This window comes from Aureimonas sp. AU12, assembly GCF_001463705.1.
Classification (GTDB): Bacteria; Pseudomonadota; Alphaproteobacteria; order Rhizobiales; family Rhizobiaceae; genus Aureimonas.
In genome coordinates, this window is sequence record NZ_BBWH01000043.1 from 145,066 (window position 1) to 160,006 (window position 14,941).

Annotated in this window: 10 protein-coding genes; 4 read left to right on the forward strand and 6 right to left on the reverse strand. The window is 68.5% G+C overall.

Annotation, left to right across the window (positions count from 1 at the left end):
- Nucleotides 1-60: 60 nt before the first annotated feature.
- The gene (locus AUL33_RS22305) at nt 61-729 is read right to left on the reverse strand and encodes a hypothetical protein (protein WP_156419471.1); all 669 of its coding nucleotides are present in this window, start codon (nt 727-729) and stop codon (nt 61-63) included.
- A 215-nt stretch (nt 730-944) separates the two neighbouring features.
- Nucleotides 945-8,447 carry a hypothetical protein gene (locus AUL33_RS17565; protein WP_062211237.1) on the reverse strand — a complete coding sequence of 2,501 codons (7,503 nt, stop codon included), beginning with the start codon at nt 8,445-8,447 and terminating at the stop codon, nt 945-947.
- Nucleotides 8,448-8,948: 501 nt separating this feature from the next.
- On the opposite strand from AUL33_RS17565, the gene AUL33_RS17570 reads away from it, so the two are divergent.
- Nucleotides 8,949-9,260, forward strand: a complete 312-nt coding sequence (locus tag AUL33_RS17570; protein WP_192843211.1) for an Hpt domain-containing protein — start codon at nt 8,949-8,951, stop codon at nt 9,258-9,260.
- 31 nt (nt 9,261-9,291) lie between these two features.
- On the forward strand, nt 9,292-9,612 hold the full coding sequence (locus AUL33_RS17575; RefSeq protein WP_062211243.1) for a 2Fe-2S iron-sulfur cluster-binding protein: 321 nt from the start codon (nt 9,292-9,294) through the stop codon (nt 9,610-9,612).
- Between the two features lie 29 nt (nt 9,613-9,641).
- Here AUL33_RS17575 and AUL33_RS17580 read toward each other — a convergent pair whose 3' ends face one another.
- A complete protein-coding gene (locus AUL33_RS17580) occupies nt 9,642-10,244 on the reverse strand; it encodes a DUF922 domain-containing protein (RefSeq protein WP_062211246.1) in 603 nt (200 codons plus the stop codon).
- A 118-nt stretch (nt 10,245-10,362) separates the two neighbouring features.
- Here AUL33_RS17580 and folP point away from each other — a divergent pair, with 118 nt between their 5' ends.
- Both folP and folK read left to right on the forward strand, forming a co-directional pair.
- On the forward strand, nt 10,363-11,211 hold the full coding sequence (gene folP, locus AUL33_RS17585; RefSeq protein ID WP_062211249.1) for a dihydropteroate synthase: 849 nt from the start codon (nt 10,363-10,365) through the stop codon (nt 11,209-11,211).
- The gene (gene folK / locus AUL33_RS17590) at nt 11,208-11,714 is read left to right on the forward strand and encodes a 2-amino-4-hydroxy-6-hydroxymethyldihydropteridine diphosphokinase (RefSeq protein ID WP_062211252.1); all 507 of its coding nucleotides are present in this window, start codon (nt 11,208-11,210) and stop codon (nt 11,712-11,714) included. Before folP ends, folK begins: the two co-directional genes overlap by 4 nt.
- 4 nt (nt 11,715-11,718) lie before the next feature.
- On the opposite strand, the gene AUL33_RS17595 is transcribed toward folK, so the two are convergent.
- The 3 genes from AUL33_RS17595 to AUL33_RS17605 all read right to left on the reverse strand — a co-directional run bounded on the left by AUL33_RS17595 (nt 11,719) and on the right by AUL33_RS17605 (nt 14,874).
- Nucleotides 11,719-12,252, reverse strand: coding sequence for a hypothetical protein (locus AUL33_RS17595; protein ID WP_062211255.1), 534 nt, complete (start codon nt 12,250-12,252; stop codon nt 11,719-11,721).
- Nucleotides 12,253-12,361: 109 nt separating this feature from the next.
- Complete coding sequence (locus AUL33_RS17600) at nt 12,362-13,420, reverse strand: YcjF family protein (protein ID WP_062211258.1); 1,059 nt, start codon at nt 13,418-13,420, stop codon at nt 12,362-12,364.
- Complete coding sequence (locus tag AUL33_RS17605; RefSeq protein WP_062211261.1) at nt 13,417-14,874, reverse strand: YcjX family protein; 1,458 nt, start codon at nt 14,872-14,874, stop codon at nt 13,417-13,419. Before AUL33_RS17605 ends, AUL33_RS17600 begins: the two co-directional genes overlap by 4 nt.
- Between the last annotated feature and the right edge of the window lie 67 nt (nt 14,875-14,941).

The following is a 14,941-nucleotide window of genomic DNA, read 5'->3' on the forward strand; positions in this document are numbered from 1 at the left end:
AACCCCATCCCACACCCGCGACGGCGGAGTTGCGTCGCCGTCCTTTCGTCGCGACGTCGTTTAAAGCGCGCGCAGCGTGGCCTGCGTGGCGACGACCGATCCGCCGCCGTCGGGGGTGGCTTCCACAGCGGTGATGACGCCGAGGCCCGGCGCCGTCGAGCCGACCTTGACCCGCACGAGGTTCGTTCCCGTCATCAGGATCGCCTCGTCGCCGAAGATCGAGACGATCTTGTAGTCGTCGGCCTGGACCGGCACGGCGGAGGCGACGGGAGCGACCGGCATGGGGACGGGGATCTCGCTCGATGCCGGCGCGGCTTCCGCGACTTCCGAGGCCTCGGCGCCCGACATCGCGAAGTAGGTCCCGCCCGCCGACATGACGGCGAGGCCAAGCACCGCAGTGCCGATCAGGCGAACCTTCTTCGACAAGCCGGACGGCTTCGCTGTGTCAGATGCCGTTTCCGGGGTCGGGGACTTGCTCTTGGCCACTGTCGAACTCCAGTCGTCGGGGGAACCGACGTGACCATGGCGGGCCGAGATGCAGATGGGATGGAGCAAATCGTTAAACTCCGAGGCAACCCATGATTTGCCGATGGTTTGTGCCGCTTGCGCTGGGTGCTGCGCCGAGATCGACCGGCACGGCGTGTCCGACGTGAAACGGTTCTCCTCTGAACGGGGCATTCGGACCCCGGTCGCGTCGATCGAACGTTGCTTCCTCATCGACCACGCCATCGCTTTAATCCGCCGCCCGCGGAGTTCTGGACGGTCAGATGGATGGACCGTCACGCCTGGCGTCGAGGGATCCATCGACGAGCCATTGCTTCGCTGCGGCAAAGCTTCGTAGCGTTCATACCTCGAACAGCCGGGACGAGTCATCGCGCCCTGCACCCAGAAAAAAGGGACGGACCCTTGCGGATCCGCCCCTCTGTCATCGTTTGCCGGTTCGCTTACTGGTCAAAGCGGCCCGACGCATGCGCGAGCATCGTGTACACCTTGCCCGTGTCCGAGGTGAGGTAGCTCTTGCTCCGCGTGTTGTCGGGATCCTTGCGGGACGCATCCTGCAGCAGCATCTCGAAGTCGGCGATGTAGCGGTCCACCGCGCTGCGGAAGTCCGAGTCGCGCTGGTACTTGCGACGGATCTCGTCGAACGTCTGCTGGCCCTTCATCGTGTAGAGACGACGGGTGAAGACGTTGCGCTCGCCGCTGCGGTAGCGGTCCCACAGTTCGACCGAAACGTTGTGGTCGATGGCTCGGGCGATGTCGACCGACAGCGAGTTCAGCGAGTCGACGACATGAGCCTGCGAACGCTCGGCCGGGCGAGGGGCCTCCGAAGACCGGGCCGGGGCTGCCGGCTCGATCGCGTCGTCGCCGTCCTCGTCCTGCGAGGCGCGGCGCAACAGGTCCGAGACCCAGCCACCTTGGCGGGCGTCGTCGGCCGTGGCTTCAGGTGCCGCTTCCGAGCGCGCGGGCAGAGGCCGAGCCTGCGCGGCGCCAGCCGCCGGGCGCAGCGGCGACAGATCGCCGGCGCGGGTTCCCGTCGCAGGTGCCGGGCGGGACGCGCCGAGTTCGGCGCGCGGCACGTCGTAAGACGGACCGCCCGTCGACCGTGCCAGATTGCCGTCGCTGACGTAGCCGCCGGCATAGCGGGCGTCGACATCCTCTTCGGCGCGCGCGGCCGTCACCACGGAGCGGGCCGCTGTCGCCGGAGCCGGACGGGCCGTGCTCGAAGCCACTGGCCGCGCCGCCGTGGTGGCGTCGGGCGAGCGCACGTCGAAGGCGCGGCCGGACTGCGTGACGATCTCGCTGAGTTCGCGCAGCGCCCGGATCTGGTCCGACACCGCCCGGCGCATCGCACGGGTGCTTTCACGCGTCTCGTCCGGCAGTTCGAACACGCCGCGCCGGATCTCGGCCCGGGCGTTTTCGAGTTCGCCGCGGATCTCGCCGGCGGCGCGACGCATCTCGGCGGTGGCACCGCCGAAGCGCTCCGTCGCTTCCTCGATCACCGAACGGATGGCCTCGCGCACATGCTCGGCGGTCGCTTCGGAGCGGCGCTCGGTCTCTTCGAGCTGGCGTTCGGCATCGCTCAGCGTCGTGCCGAGATCGCCGGTGATGGAGGCCGCCATGTCACGCGAACGCTTCTCGGCGTCGGTGAACAGACGGTCGACCACACCGTCGAACGAGGTCAGCATCGTGCGAATCTCTTCCGAGCGCTCCGTCAGGCCGTCGGCCAGACGCTGCAGGCCCTCGTGGCGACCCTCGAGAGTGACTTCGAGATTGGACTGTGCACCGTCCAGAAGGGTGCTGGCTTCCGCCAGCATCCGGCCGTGTTCGCCGAACTTCGAGGTCAGAGCCTCGATCCGGTCGAAGGCGGCGCCCGCGACACCGTCCATACGGCCGACCTGCTGCTCGAACCGATCGGACGAGGACGCGATCTCGTCACCCACCCGCTCGGTCTCACCGCGGAAGCGCACGCTCGTCTCCTGCAGCGCACTCTCGGCGCGGCCCAGATTGCCGGCCGCTTCGTCCAGAAGATCACGAAGCGAGGCGTTGCTCGAGGAGAAGCGGTCAACGAGATCGCCTATCTCCTGCGTAATCTCGAGGCGGGCGCCCGAGATCGATGCAACGGCCGTCTCGGTGCGGGCATCGAGCGCGGCCAGAAGGCCTGACGAGGACGCGCCGAGCTGTTCGACGGTCTCTTCCGCGCGGCGCACGAAGGCGGCGACGATCGCCGCGTTCTCGGTGCGCAACCGGTTGGCGATGTCCTGCGAGGTCTCTTCCAGCGCGCGCACGGCCATGGAGCCGGTTTCGGACAGACGCTCGACGATCGGACGGGTTTCCTCGTCGATCAGGCGGGCGATCTCGGCATTGCGGTTCGACAGCATGTCGGCGAGGTCACGGGTGCGGCCCTCGATGTCCTGCCCGATCGCGCTGGCGCTGGCCGCGAGGTTCTGCTCCGACGACGCGATGCGGCCGACGATCTCAGCGTTGCGGTTTGCGAGCATGTCGGCGAGGTCGCGGGTACGGCTCTCGATGTCCTGACCGATGGCGTCGGCGCTGGCGGCGAGGCCCTGCTCCGACGATGCGATTCGACCGACGATCTCGGCGTTGCGGTTCGAGAGCATGTCGGCGAGGTCGCGGGTGCGCCCGTCGATGCCCTGGCCGATGGCGTCGGCGCTGGCCGCCAAATCACGCTCGGACGAGGCGATCCGCTCCGCGATTTCCTGACCGAAGGCGGAGGTGGAGTCCGCCATCTGCTCGCGGATGCGATCGGCTTCGATACGGATGGCGGTCGCCACCCCGGCGAGGCGCGACGAGATGTCGGAGCCTTCCTGAACCAGAACCTCGCGGGCCTGCTGTGCGTCGCGGAGCATGGCGCCCGCGACGTCAGCGGTGTCGCTGCGGATGTTGGCGGATACGGCGCCGATCTCGGAGCGGATGACGCCGGCAGCGTCCTCGATCTCGCGGCGAAGGGCGGTAGCGGACTGCGCGAGGTCGTCGCGGATGCCGCCGGTCGTCCCGTCTAGAGCGAGAGCGAGCTGGGTCGAGAGCCCCGCCAGTTCGTCCGCGAAGCGGGCGGCGCGTTCGTCGAGCGCGATCGAGGAGCGATCGGTCTCGCCGTGGATGAGGGTCGCGGCGTCCTGAACGCGGGCCGCGAAGGTCGCGGCGTCGTCGGACAGGCGGTTGCGGGCTGCCTCTGCCTGCTCGCTCATCGACAGCGCGACGGCATCCAGCTCTTCGACGAGGCGGACGGCCTCGGTGGAGAGGCGCTCGCGGGTCTCGCCGCTGCTGGCCTGCAGGCGATCTGCGGCACCGCCGACCTCCTCGATGATCCGGCGGACCTGCGCGTCGACCTCGCTCTGCACGCGGTCGGTCTCGCCGCGCATGGCGGCGGCGACGTTGCCGACCTCGGCGGCGATGCGACCGGCATCCTCCAGCATGAGGCGGCGCGACACTTCGCCGGCCTCGCGCAGATGGCCGCTGGCATTGGCGAACTCGCCGGCGATGGCCGCCGACTGCTCGGACACTTCGCGGCGAACGAGATCGGAATGCTCCCGGATCTGGATGGCGGCCGCGGCCACCTCTTCGCGGATCTGTTGCGCATCGGCAGTGAACTGCTCGCGGGTCCGGTCGCCCACCAGTCGGAGGCGATCGGAAGCCGCCTCGAAGTCACCGGACAGCGCAACGGCCTGATCCGATACGATACGGCGGGCGGTCTCTGCATCGCTGCGAAGACGGTCGGCCATGTCTTCCAGGCCGCCGGCGAACTCGCCGGCCACGAGCGCGAGGCGTTCGCGTGCGGCTTCCGCTTCGCTGCGCATGGCGAGCGATGCGCCGCCGATCTGCGTGGTGAAGGCATCGCCTTCGAGCGCCAGGGCTTCGCGAACCTCCTCGGCGTCGGTCCGCATGCGGGCGACGACCTCGGCGACGTTCCGGCCGAGCGACTGTGCTTCGTCGGCGAAGCGGCTCCGGGCCTCCTCGCTCATCGAGCGGATGGTCTCCGCCGAAAGAGAGATGCCTTCCGCGATCCGGGCGCTTTCGCCAGTCAGATCGTTGCGGGCCGCCTCCGAGGTCTCCTGCACCGACTGCACGACCGACTGGACGCGGGCTTCGAACTTGGCGACTTCCTCGCCGAACTTGGCCTGCGCCTCCTCGGAGGACGCATGGAACACGTTGCCGAGCTCGCCGATGACGATGGCGATCTTCTGGATCTCGCCTTCGAGACCGGTGCGGGCGTGGTCCGCCTGCTCGCCCATCGTGGCGGTGGCGGCGACGATGGAGTCGCGCAGCGTGTCGGCAATGTGGGTGGTGCGACCCGTAAGGGTGCGCTCGACATTGGCAAGCCCGCGTTCGAGCGAGACGGCCATGGCGTCGGTGCGCTCCTCGACAGCGAGCGAGAGCGTGGCGGTCCCCGTCTCCAACGCAGCGAGAATCTCGTCGCGCTTGGTGTCAAGCGTGGTCGAGACGTTGCTGGCGCTCTGTTCGAGCACGCGGCGCACGTCGTCGGCGCGATCGCCGAGCGTCGCGGCCAGCGAGCTGGCGACGTCCTCAATGGCGGCAGTCAGGTTCTCGCGGCGTTCATCCATCGCCGTGCCGAGCTGACCGTCGGAGTCGACGAGGGCCTGGCGAAGAGCGTCGATGCGCGAGTCGAGAGTGCCGACGATGACCGCGTTGCCGCGATCGAGCTCGGAGGCGAGCCGTTCCGTGCGCTCCGTCAGGTCGCCGAGGAGGGCGGTCTCGGACGCGTCCACCATCTGGCGCATCGAGAGGACGCGTTCGTCGAGCCCGTCGAGCATGGCCGTGCGGGCGCTCTCGACGCTGTCGCGCAGCGAGGCGCCGCGACCATCGAGACCCTGGATGAGAAGCGACAGCGCGTTCTCGACGGCGGTGAGGATCGTGCTGGCGTTCTGGTCGATCTCGCGACCGAAGAGGCCGGTGCGGGCATCCAGCGTCTCGACGAGGTTGGTGCGGGACGCGTCGATGGCGGTCTGGAGTTCGACGATGCGGGCGGCAAGGTTCTCGGCAACGAGAGCGACCGAGCGTTCGAAGGTCGCTTCGATGCCGGAGGTCTGTGCTTCCAGACGCGTCAGGAACTCCTGGCGCCGGTCGTCGCCGGTCATCAGCGAAGCTTCGAGGCGGCCGATCACGTCGTCGCCGACGCGAGCCGTGTAGAGCTCGAGCGACTCCGAAAGTCGCTCGCCGCTTGAGCGCATGAACGCTTCGCTGGCGGCGATCCGGTCGGCCAGACCGGTTGTGAGGGCGGTCGAACGCTCGTCGAGACCGCCGAGGAAGCGATCGGTCCGGGTCGACAGCACGTCGTCGATTTCGATCTGGCGCCGGTCGAGATCGGCCGCCAGGACGCGCGAGCGCTCGTCGAAGGCGACGTTGATCGCGGACCCCTTCTCGGCGAGGACGGCCGTGATGCGCTGCAGACGATCGTCGAACTCGCTGCCCGACAGGCGCTGGCTGTCGTCGAGCGCACGCTCGATCCGGTCGACGCGAGCGTCCAGAGCCCGCTCCAGTTCGACGGTGCGAGCATCGACGCCCGCCGCCAGACGGCCTTCCGCGCCGTCGAGGACGGTTTCCAGGCGGCCGACATTCGTCTCGATCGCGCCGGTGATCGCGTTGCCGCGCTCCTCGAACGAGGCGAGCAGCGACTGCTGGGCGAAGGCGAGAGAGGTGTCGATATCGGCGGAGCGATCGCTGAGCACGGCACCGAGCGAGCCGATACGCGAATCGAAGGTCGCACCGAGCTCGTCGGTCTGCGACTTCAACGCCGCATCGACGCTGGCGAGAGCTTCGCTCGCGGTGCGGTTCATCGTGGCATGGCCGGTGGCGAAGGCACGACCGATCTCGCCGGTGCGGTCGGAGAGAACCTGCGCGAACTCGGCCGTGCGCTTGCCGAGGGCATCCGAGATGCGGTCGGTCGAGCGGTCGATCGCGGCGGCGCGACCTTCGATCGCGGTGACGAGGGCCGTACCCTTGCCGGACAGCGCCTCTTCGAGGGCGGCGAGACGCTCGTCGAACTGCTGGAGCAGGGTGGCGTTGCGGTCACCGAGCAGGCTCGAGGCCTTCTCGACGCGTTCGCCGAACCCTTCGTCGATCCGGCGCAGGAAGCCGTCCGTCGCGCTGGCGAGAAGAGTGACGCGCTCGTCGACGCTGGAAGCCAGCGTGCTGGCGATGGCGTCGCTGTCGGAGCGGATGCGGGCGGATCGCTTGTCCAGCGTCTCGGCCAGATTGCGGTCGAAGATCTCGGCTTCGGAATTCAGGCGTTCGGACCGTTCGTCGAGGAGCGCCAGGACGCGCTCGTTCGAGGCCTGCATCCGGTCGCCCGTCTGCGCGCCGATGGTGGCGATGCGATCGGCAAGCTCGTCGGACCGGGTCTGGATCTCGCCGGTCTGCCGCTCGAGCGAGCGGGCGAGGTCTTCGCCGGTGCGCTCGAGGCGAGCCGTCGTCTCGTCGGCGGTGCGAGCGATCTTCTCGATGACGAGGCTGCTCGAACCCGACAGCGCGGCGTCGACCTGCGCGCTGCGCTCGTCGAAGAAGGCCATCATGGCGCGGCTGCGATCGTCGTAGGAGCGCGTCAGCGCTTCGCCGCGTTCGTCGAGGATCGAATGGAAGCGCAGGGAGGCGGCCTCGACCTGCTGCAGGATGCGCTGCGAGGCGCTGTCGACGTCGCCGACGAGACGATCGTGCGAGCCGACGACGGAGGTGCGCAGGCGCTCGGCATGCGACAGCATGGCTTCGCGCTCGGTGCCGAGATCGGTCACGAGCGCGCGGATCTTCACTTCGTTGTCGGCATAGGCCCGTTCCAGCGACGTGACCTCGGAATGCACGATGCCTTCGAGCTCGCTCATGCGCGAGAGGGCGCGCTCGACGCCTTCGCCCAGCGCTGCGACTTCGCGGCGGATGGCCTGACCGACGCTCGTGACACGCTCGGCGGCGACCGATTCGGGCTCGGCGAGCCTCAACGCCACCTCGGCCATCGAGCGGCTCATCAGGCGCAGGTCCTGCGAGCGACGCACCATCACGGCGAAGGCGATGATGAGGAGGGCCGGCAGCACGACGGCCGCGGCGACGATCGCCAGCGTGACGCCCGCACCGGCTCCCGTGGTTGCGCCGGACGTGTCGGCACCGACGAAGGCGACGGCAGCCGCCGCGGAAAGGACGACCCAGCCGGCCGCGACGACGCTGCCCAGAAGGATTGTGCGCCGCGAGGTGCGGCGCGAGAGCAGGGCATCGGCCATTACCGCGGCCGACCGCTTCTCGTCGTTGGCGACGGTCGCCTTGAAGTCGCGCGCATTGCGCCCGCCATTCGCGGCAGCAGGCGAGGCGGGAGCCGCGCCGGCGGACGGGAAGGCGGGAGCAGCGGACGAGTCCTCCTCGCGGCGGACGCGGCTTTCCGGACCGTTGCGACGTTCGGCACGAAGCCGCGAACTGGCGGTCGCGGCGGCTTCGGCCACCGGCGGAACCGCAACGATCGCGGCTGCGGCGCCAAGGCTGGATCCGTCGGCATCGTCGGCTGCAAGCGCGGGCTCGGCGCGCTCCGCGTGATCGACGACCTGTGCCGTTCCTTCGTCCTGCGAGACGGCCTCGATCAGGTCCTCTTCACCGAGATAGAAGTCGTCGAGCGCCATCGGGTCGGCTTCGACGGTCGAGGCCTCGGCGGTCGCTACAGGCTCGTCGGCGGGCTGCTCGGTCGCGGCAGCGACTTCGGCCTCCTGCCGGAACGCGCTCGTCGCCGCTTCCACCGTCCTGTCGAATTCGCTGAAGGCGAAGTCGATCGAGACTTCGTCGGCCTTCAACGTCTCCGTTTCGACATGGCCTTCGGCAGTTCCGGACGTGCCGGGATCGGAAGCGTCGGGACCTGCAAAATCCTCGCCTCGCAGCGCGGCTTCCAGTTCGTTGACCGCTTCGTCTGAAAGCTGTTCGGCCGTCTTGATCTTCGACATGGTCCGCCGCGCCTCGATACTCGTTACACTCGGCCACTTCGCCCCGCACCCCTCGAACAGAGGGGAACGTTGGGGCGCTGGCCACTGCGCTTCCGCCGCTGGAGCTGGCGGACGGAAGACGGAATTCCAACTGCTTGAAACCTAATGAGCCCTACGGTCGAAAGAAACCGTAAAAGCGCCCGATCGGTACAAGTTTAAACATTTGGTTAACGCCTGGGCGCAGAGTTTCAGCGCTGGTTGCAGGAACCGGTAACCACACGTGTGAGCGGTTGACCCTACGCCCCCCGTTTTGCAAAGGGCGTTCAGGAAATCCAAACGTCGATTGGGCAGGATGGACCCGATCGAGCCCGAGGGGAACGCTTCCATGTCCGGGAAGTCCTGCTTTCCCCCGCTCATATCGCCAAGGAGAAGAGAGCACGCATGCTGGCCGTCCGATCAGACTTCGATTCGTCCTCAGAGATGCCGGTTCTCCGCGCGTCCTGCCCCTCTCGCGGACGCCCGGTGGATCTTGTCCACCTCGCGGCGCAGACGATGGGCGATCGCGGGTTGGAGCGCGAGATCCTGGTGCTTCTGGATCGGCAGCTGGAACTGATGGAAGCGCGGCTTCTGGGCGCTGCCGTAGACGCTCGTGGATCGATCGCCCACGCACTGGCCGGCTCGGCGCGCAATGTCGGCGCTTTTCCGCTCGCGCAAGCGGCGTCCCTGGTCGAGCGCAACCCCAGCGGCGAAGAGGCCAACGATGCGCTTCTTCGCGAGATGCGCCGCGTCTCGGCGTTCCTGTCACCCTTCGTCGCGGGCGACGCCGCCGATTGACACGACGCGGGCAAGCGGACTAGGCGAACGCATGACCGCCATAACTTTCATCGCCCACGACGGCACCCGTTACGAGATCGATGCTCCCGACGGGTCGAGCGCCATGGAAAATGCCATCCGGAACGACGTGCCGGGGATCGACGCCGATTGCGGCGGCGCCTGCGCCTGCGCCACCTGCCACGTCTATGTCGACGAGCGTTTTCTCGAGGTCATTGCCCCGATGGAGGCCATGGAAGAGGACATGCTCGACTTCGCGATCGACGTGAAGCCGGCATCGCGGCTGTCGTGCCAGATCCGCATTCGTCCCGACCTTGCCGGGATGACCCTGCAGGTGCCCGCGCGCCAAGCGTGACGGCGGCCGGCACACCTGGCGCCGACGTTTCAGCGCAGGGTGAAGCGGCCGAGATTGCGCGACAGCTGATGTTCGACGCGTGCATCGACACGGCCGGTCTCATGCCGATCGAAGTCGACCTGCGCGAGGTCGTGCTGTTTCAGGACATCGCGCCGCTCCGTGGCCACGCGCTGCTTCATCGCCGCGCAGTTGGGCTCGGGCGAAAGCGCCTTCACGCGGGTTTCCAGCTGCCGAAGCCAACGCTTGGCGATCTCGGCGTGCTTGGCCTCGTGGGTGGCGACGTCGTTGCGAAGGGTGCGCCAGACGACCTTCATCTCCGGCGTCGCATCGGCCGGGGGCGACCAGCGGGGCAGAGTCGTCACGAGGTTCAGCCTGAAGGCCGCGCGGTCGACGCGGCAGGTTCCGGCGCCTTCGGCATAGGTCGCGTCGCCAGCGAACGTCACCTGCGTGGCGCCCCCGTGTCGCTCGCCCGATCCCAGCATCGGGCCACCCCGTCCGAAAGACTTGGTCAGGTCGGCGAGGGTCTGACCCTTGACCATGAAATAGGTCGTGCGTTCCTTGATCTCGCCGGACGAGGCGGAGCCTGCGGCGCAAAGGCCGATGGCAAGACTGAGGACGCATGCACGCTTCATGTTTCGACCTCGAAAGACTTGAAACCCTCTGACGCCACGCTAAGCGGTCGCGCAGCGAGTGCAACCGCCGGGACAGATTAATTTTGCGTTCGATTTGCTCCAGTCGTCTATCCCATCCATGAATTGGGGAAATTCCCGCGTCTGGCGGCTGGCCCACGGGCGGGAGCTCGTGCTCGGGCCGTCCGCCATTCTCATGGCGATCCTCAACATCACGCCGGACAGCTTTTCCGATGGCGGTCGCTTTGCCGGCGAAGCCGAACGCGCGGTGGAGGAGGGGCTGCGCCTTGTCGTAGACGGTGCCTCGATCATCGACGTCGGCGGGGAATCGACGCGGCCGGGCGCCGAGCCGGTGTCGGCCGAGGTGGAGCAGACCCGCATCCTGCCGGTGATCGAGGGTCTGGCGAAATCCGGCACATGCCTGATCTCGGTCGACACCTACCGCGCCGAGACCGCACGGCTGGCGGTCGAGGCGGGGGCGCATATCGTCAACGACGTCTGGGGCGCGCAGCGCGATCCCGCCATCGCCGATGTCGCGGCGCGCACCGGCGCCGGCCTCTGCCTGATGCACACCGGGCGCGAGCGCGAGCGCCTGACCGACGTGATCGCAGACCAGTTCCACTTTCTCGAACGTTCGCTGGCGATCGCAGCGGCGGCCGGCGTCGAACGTGACCGGATCGTCCTCGATCCCGGCTTCGGCTTCGCCAAGGAGGCGCATGAGAATTTGGAACTGATGATGCGGCTGACGGAACTCCACGCGCTCGGCTCTCCACTGCTGGTCGGCACCTCCCGCAAGCGGTTCGTCCGCGGCGTCCTGAGCGGCGAGCCCGCCAACGCCGATGTGGCGACGGCAGCGACCAGCGTTCTCCTGCGCGAACGCGGCGCAGCGATCTTCCGGGTCCACGACGTCGCGACCAACCGGGATGCTCTGCAGATGGCGGATGCCGCCCTCGGAGCCCGCCGGACATGACGCGCGCCTATCTCAGCCTCGGCGGCAATCTCGGCGACCCGAGGCGGCAGATGGCGGCTGCGCTTAGGCTCCTGGATACGCAGCCCGGGCAGCGCGTCGTCGGCGTCTCCGCGCCGTACCGGACCCCGCCCTGGGGCAAGCTCGACCAGCCGGACTTCCTCAACGCCTGCGCCGGAATCGACACGGCTCGATCGGCGACCGATCTGCTGTCGGCCTGTCTCGACGTCGAGCGGCAGTTGCATCGGATCCGCGGCGAGCGCTGGGGCCCGCGCACGATCGACATCGACATTCTAGATTTCGGCGGCGGTACGGTCGAGACCGACGACCTGCAGCTGCCGCATCCGCGCATGCGGGAGCGTGCCTTCGTTCTCGTTCCGCTGGCGGAGATCGCGCCGGACCTGCTCATCGACGGGCGCAGCGTCGCCTCGTGGCGGGACAGCCTGCAGAGCGACGGGATCGTCCGCGAGGCGGCTTCGGTCGACTGGTGGCGCGGGGAGGCCTGAGCCGTCAGTCGCCGAGTGCGGCGCGCTTGACGGTGGCGTCGCGCTTCAGGTTCATGCCGATCACGGGGACCAGTTCGTCGGCGACCTGCACCGAGATCGTGACGTTCAGCTTGTCGGGATCGACGAGGCGGGCGACCATCGCGCCCTTCAACTGCTTGCGATCGAGACCGACGACGATGCGGTTGCCCTCGACGTCGCCCGAGACGATGTCGAGGCCCTTGCCCTGCGACCCGTCGAGGAACGAGCCCTTGTAGGACGAGCCGCCCTTCGTGAACTGGGCGCTCATCGGTTGCGAGAACATGCCGACCCGGCAGGTGCCGTCGAGTGCCATGCCGACGTCGATGGTCGGCTTCACGCCGCTGAGATCGCAGACGAACTTGGTGCCCTTGTACTTGCCGGCAACGATCTCGCCGGGGCCGACCCAGCGCCCGAAGACGGTTTCGAAGAAGGCGGCGTCCTGGTCTGCTGCCGCAGCCGGGCCGCAGAGGGCGGCAAGCGCGACGAGGGACGACAACACGCGGGCGGGCGAGCGGAGCATGGGCAACCCTTCGGGAGAAGGAAAAAACAGGTTGTGCCCTTTATCAAGGGGATTGGTTAACCGATCCTTTCGCGAACCCGTAGCCAGCCGGCGCTGTTGCCCTCTCGCCTCAATCCGTTCGCTCGCCGGGTGTTCGCGTCAGGCGCGTCAGATCCTGCAGGAAATCGCCGATCCGTGGGCGCTGGACGCCGAGAAACGGCAGCGGGCGGCAGAGATCCATCGCCGCCAGCCCGACCCGTGCCGTCAGCAGTCCGTTGACGACGCCCTCGCCGAGTTTGGCCGAGAGCTTGGTGGCGAGCCCGTGCCCGACCACCTGCTGCACCAGACTGTCGCCGACCGCGATCGATCCCGTCACCGCGAGATGCGCCAGCACGTCGCGCGTCAATCGGATCAGCCCGACCGTTCCGGGTCTTGCGCCGTACAGTTCGGAGATCGCACGAACCAGCCGGATCGTTTCGAAGAAGACGAAGGCGAGGTCGACGATGGCTCTCGGGCTGACGGCGGTCACGATCGAAACACGCTTGGAAGAGGCCATGACGAGCGCCCGCGCCCGTGCATCGAGCGGCAGGAGAAGCTCGCGCTCGGCCAGAGTGATGAGTTGGCGCCCGTCGATGATGTCGTCGGCGGTGGCCGCCATCCGCTCGCGGCCGCGCGCGGTTTCCGGCCGGTCCGCCAGGATCGAGACGAGCCGCCCCACCACGTCCCGCGCGTCGCGGGCGGAATCGGTCTCGAACGCCTTGGCGCCGTCGCGTCGTTCGCGCTCGACGAGGTTGAGCTTGAGGATGCCGCGGATCTCGCGTCCGGCGACGCCGAGAAGGCCGATGGCGGCAAGCGCCGTCAGGCCGATTGCCAGCCAGCCCAGCCAGTCGGCGCGGGTGAAGAGATCGCGCACGAAGGCGTCGATCGCCAGACCCGTGACGAGCGAGACGATCGCCCCGAGCGCCCCGACCAGCAGCCGGCCGAAGGAGAAGCCCCGGCGTGCGCGCCGGCGTGCGGGCTCGGCGTCCATCTGCGCCATCGCCTCGGCCTCGAACGCGCCGTCGGCCTCGATCTCCACCCGGCTGAGGTCGCCGATCGCACGGGGTTGGCGCACCGGCGGCGGTGTCGCGGGTGTGGGCGGTTCGTCGAGACGGAACGCGGCGGGACGGCGGGGCGTGTCGTCGCTCATCGCAACTTGTCCCCGATAAGAAATTCGAGCGCGCGGTCGAGCCGGATGTGCGGCAGGGACAGGGTCAGGCCCTCGGCGGTCCGCTCCAGCCGCGGGGGGCGGAAGCGGACGAAGGTCACGGGATCGAGGCCGCGACCGGGCACGATGCCTTCGCGCAGCACGCGCGAGACGTCGGTTGGCAGGTCTCCGGGGAACACGGCGGTCTCGGTCTCGCCGTCGAAGCGCTCGCCGGCGATCTCTTCGCCCGCGATCGGCGTTCCCACGATCACCGGCAGCGCCTGGCCGCGATCGGTGACGCTCGCCTCGCGCGTCGCGCGGATCGCGGCCATCGCCACGACGTCGGTAGTCGCGCCGGAGAAGTTGGCGCGGCCGATCGCGTCGTCGACGAGGCGCCGCACGATGTTTTCCAGCCGCTGGTGGCTCTCGCGATGGAGATGGTCGGACTTCGTCGCCGCGACGAGGATCCGGTCGATCCGCCGGGTGAGCAGGGAGCCCATCCAACTGGCGCGGCCCGGACGGAAGCAGGCGAGAATGTCGGCGAGCGCCGTCTCGAGATCACGCACGGCCTCGGGGCCGGCGTTGATCGCCTGTAGCGCGTCGACGAGGAGGATCTGACGGTCGAGCCGGGCGAAGTGGTCGCGGAAGAAGGGTTTGACGACCACCGTCTTGTAGGCCTCGTAGCGCCGCGCGTGGACGGCGGCGAAACTGCCTTTGGCGTAGTCGACGTTCGGCTCGACCGGCAACGGTGCGAAGGTCAGCGCCGGCGACCCTTCGAGATCGCCGGGCATGAGAAACCGGCCCGGTGGCAGCGTCGACAGAGCCGTCGTGTCGGCGCGGCAGGCGCGTAGGTAATCGGCAAAGGCCGCGCTCAGCCTTCCGCTCGTCTGCTCGTCGGCGGGCGCCGTGATGTCGAGATCGGCCAGAAGCGCAAGATAGGGGCCCGCCATTGTGGCGCGCGAGGGCAGCCGGGCCCGCTCGATCGATTCGCGCGAGAAGGTGGCGTAGTCCTTGTCGATCAGCGGCAGGTCGAGCAGCCATTCGCCGGGATAGTCGACGATGTCGAGCGACAGCTTGCCCGGCGAGAAGAAGCGCGACCAGCCCGACGCCGATTCGTATTCGATCGTCAGGCGCAACTCGGAGATGGCGCGCGTCGACTGCGGCCAGACCCGGTCTTCGAGCACCGCCCGGATATGCTCCTCGTACTGGAAGCGGGGCACCGCGTCGTCGGGCTGCTCTTCCAGGTAGGTGCGCTTGATCCGCCCCGAGCTCTGCGCCTCGAACAACGGAAGCCTGCCGCCGTGGAGGAGGTTGTGGATCAGCGAGGTGATGAAGACGGTCTTGCCAGCGCGCGACAGGCCGGCGACGCCGAGGCGAACGGTGGGGTGAAACAAGCCGGCGCCGCGATCGGCGAGGTTGTCGAGCGCGATGCGGGCTTCGTCGGCGAGGGACGTCATGAGGTTGCGCGGCGCTTTCGGTCGATTATGGCCTCGCCTATATAGTTGCGGTGCCGGCCGGCCGACA

Bases quoted from the DNA above. Each gene is read 5' to 3' on its own strand.
- AUL33_RS22305 (WP_156419471.1), bottom strand. From the start codon at position 729: ATGGCGTGGTCGATGAGGAAGCAACGTTCGATCGACGCGACCGGGGTC.
- AUL33_RS17565 (WP_062211237.1), bottom strand. From the start codon at position 8,447: ATGTCGAAGATCAAGACGGCCGAACAGCTTTCAGACGAAGCGGTCAAC.
- AUL33_RS17575 (WP_062211243.1), top strand. From the start codon at position 9,292: ATGACCGCCATAACTTTCATCGCCCACGACGGCACCCGTTACGAGATC.
- AUL33_RS17580 (WP_062211246.1), bottom strand. From the start codon at position 10,244: ATGAAGCGTGCATGCGTCCTCAGTCTTGCCATCGGCCTTTGCGCCGCA.
- folP (WP_062211249.1), top strand. From the start codon at position 10,363: ATGAATTGGGGAAATTCCCGCGTCTGGCGGCTGGCCCACGGGCGGGAG.
- folK (WP_062211252.1), top strand. From the start codon at position 11,208: ATGACGCGCGCCTATCTCAGCCTCGGCGGCAATCTCGGCGACCCGAGG.
- AUL33_RS17595 (WP_062211255.1), bottom strand. From the start codon at position 12,252: ATGCTCCGCTCGCCCGCCCGCGTGTTGTCGTCCCTCGTCGCGCTTGCC.
- AUL33_RS17600 (WP_062211258.1), bottom strand. From the start codon at position 13,420: ATGAGCGACGACACGCCCCGCCGTCCCGCCGCGTTCCGTCTCGACGAA.
- AUL33_RS17605 (WP_062211261.1), bottom strand. From the start codon at position 14,874: ATGACGTCCCTCGCCGACGAAGCCCGCATCGCGCTCGACAACCTCGCC.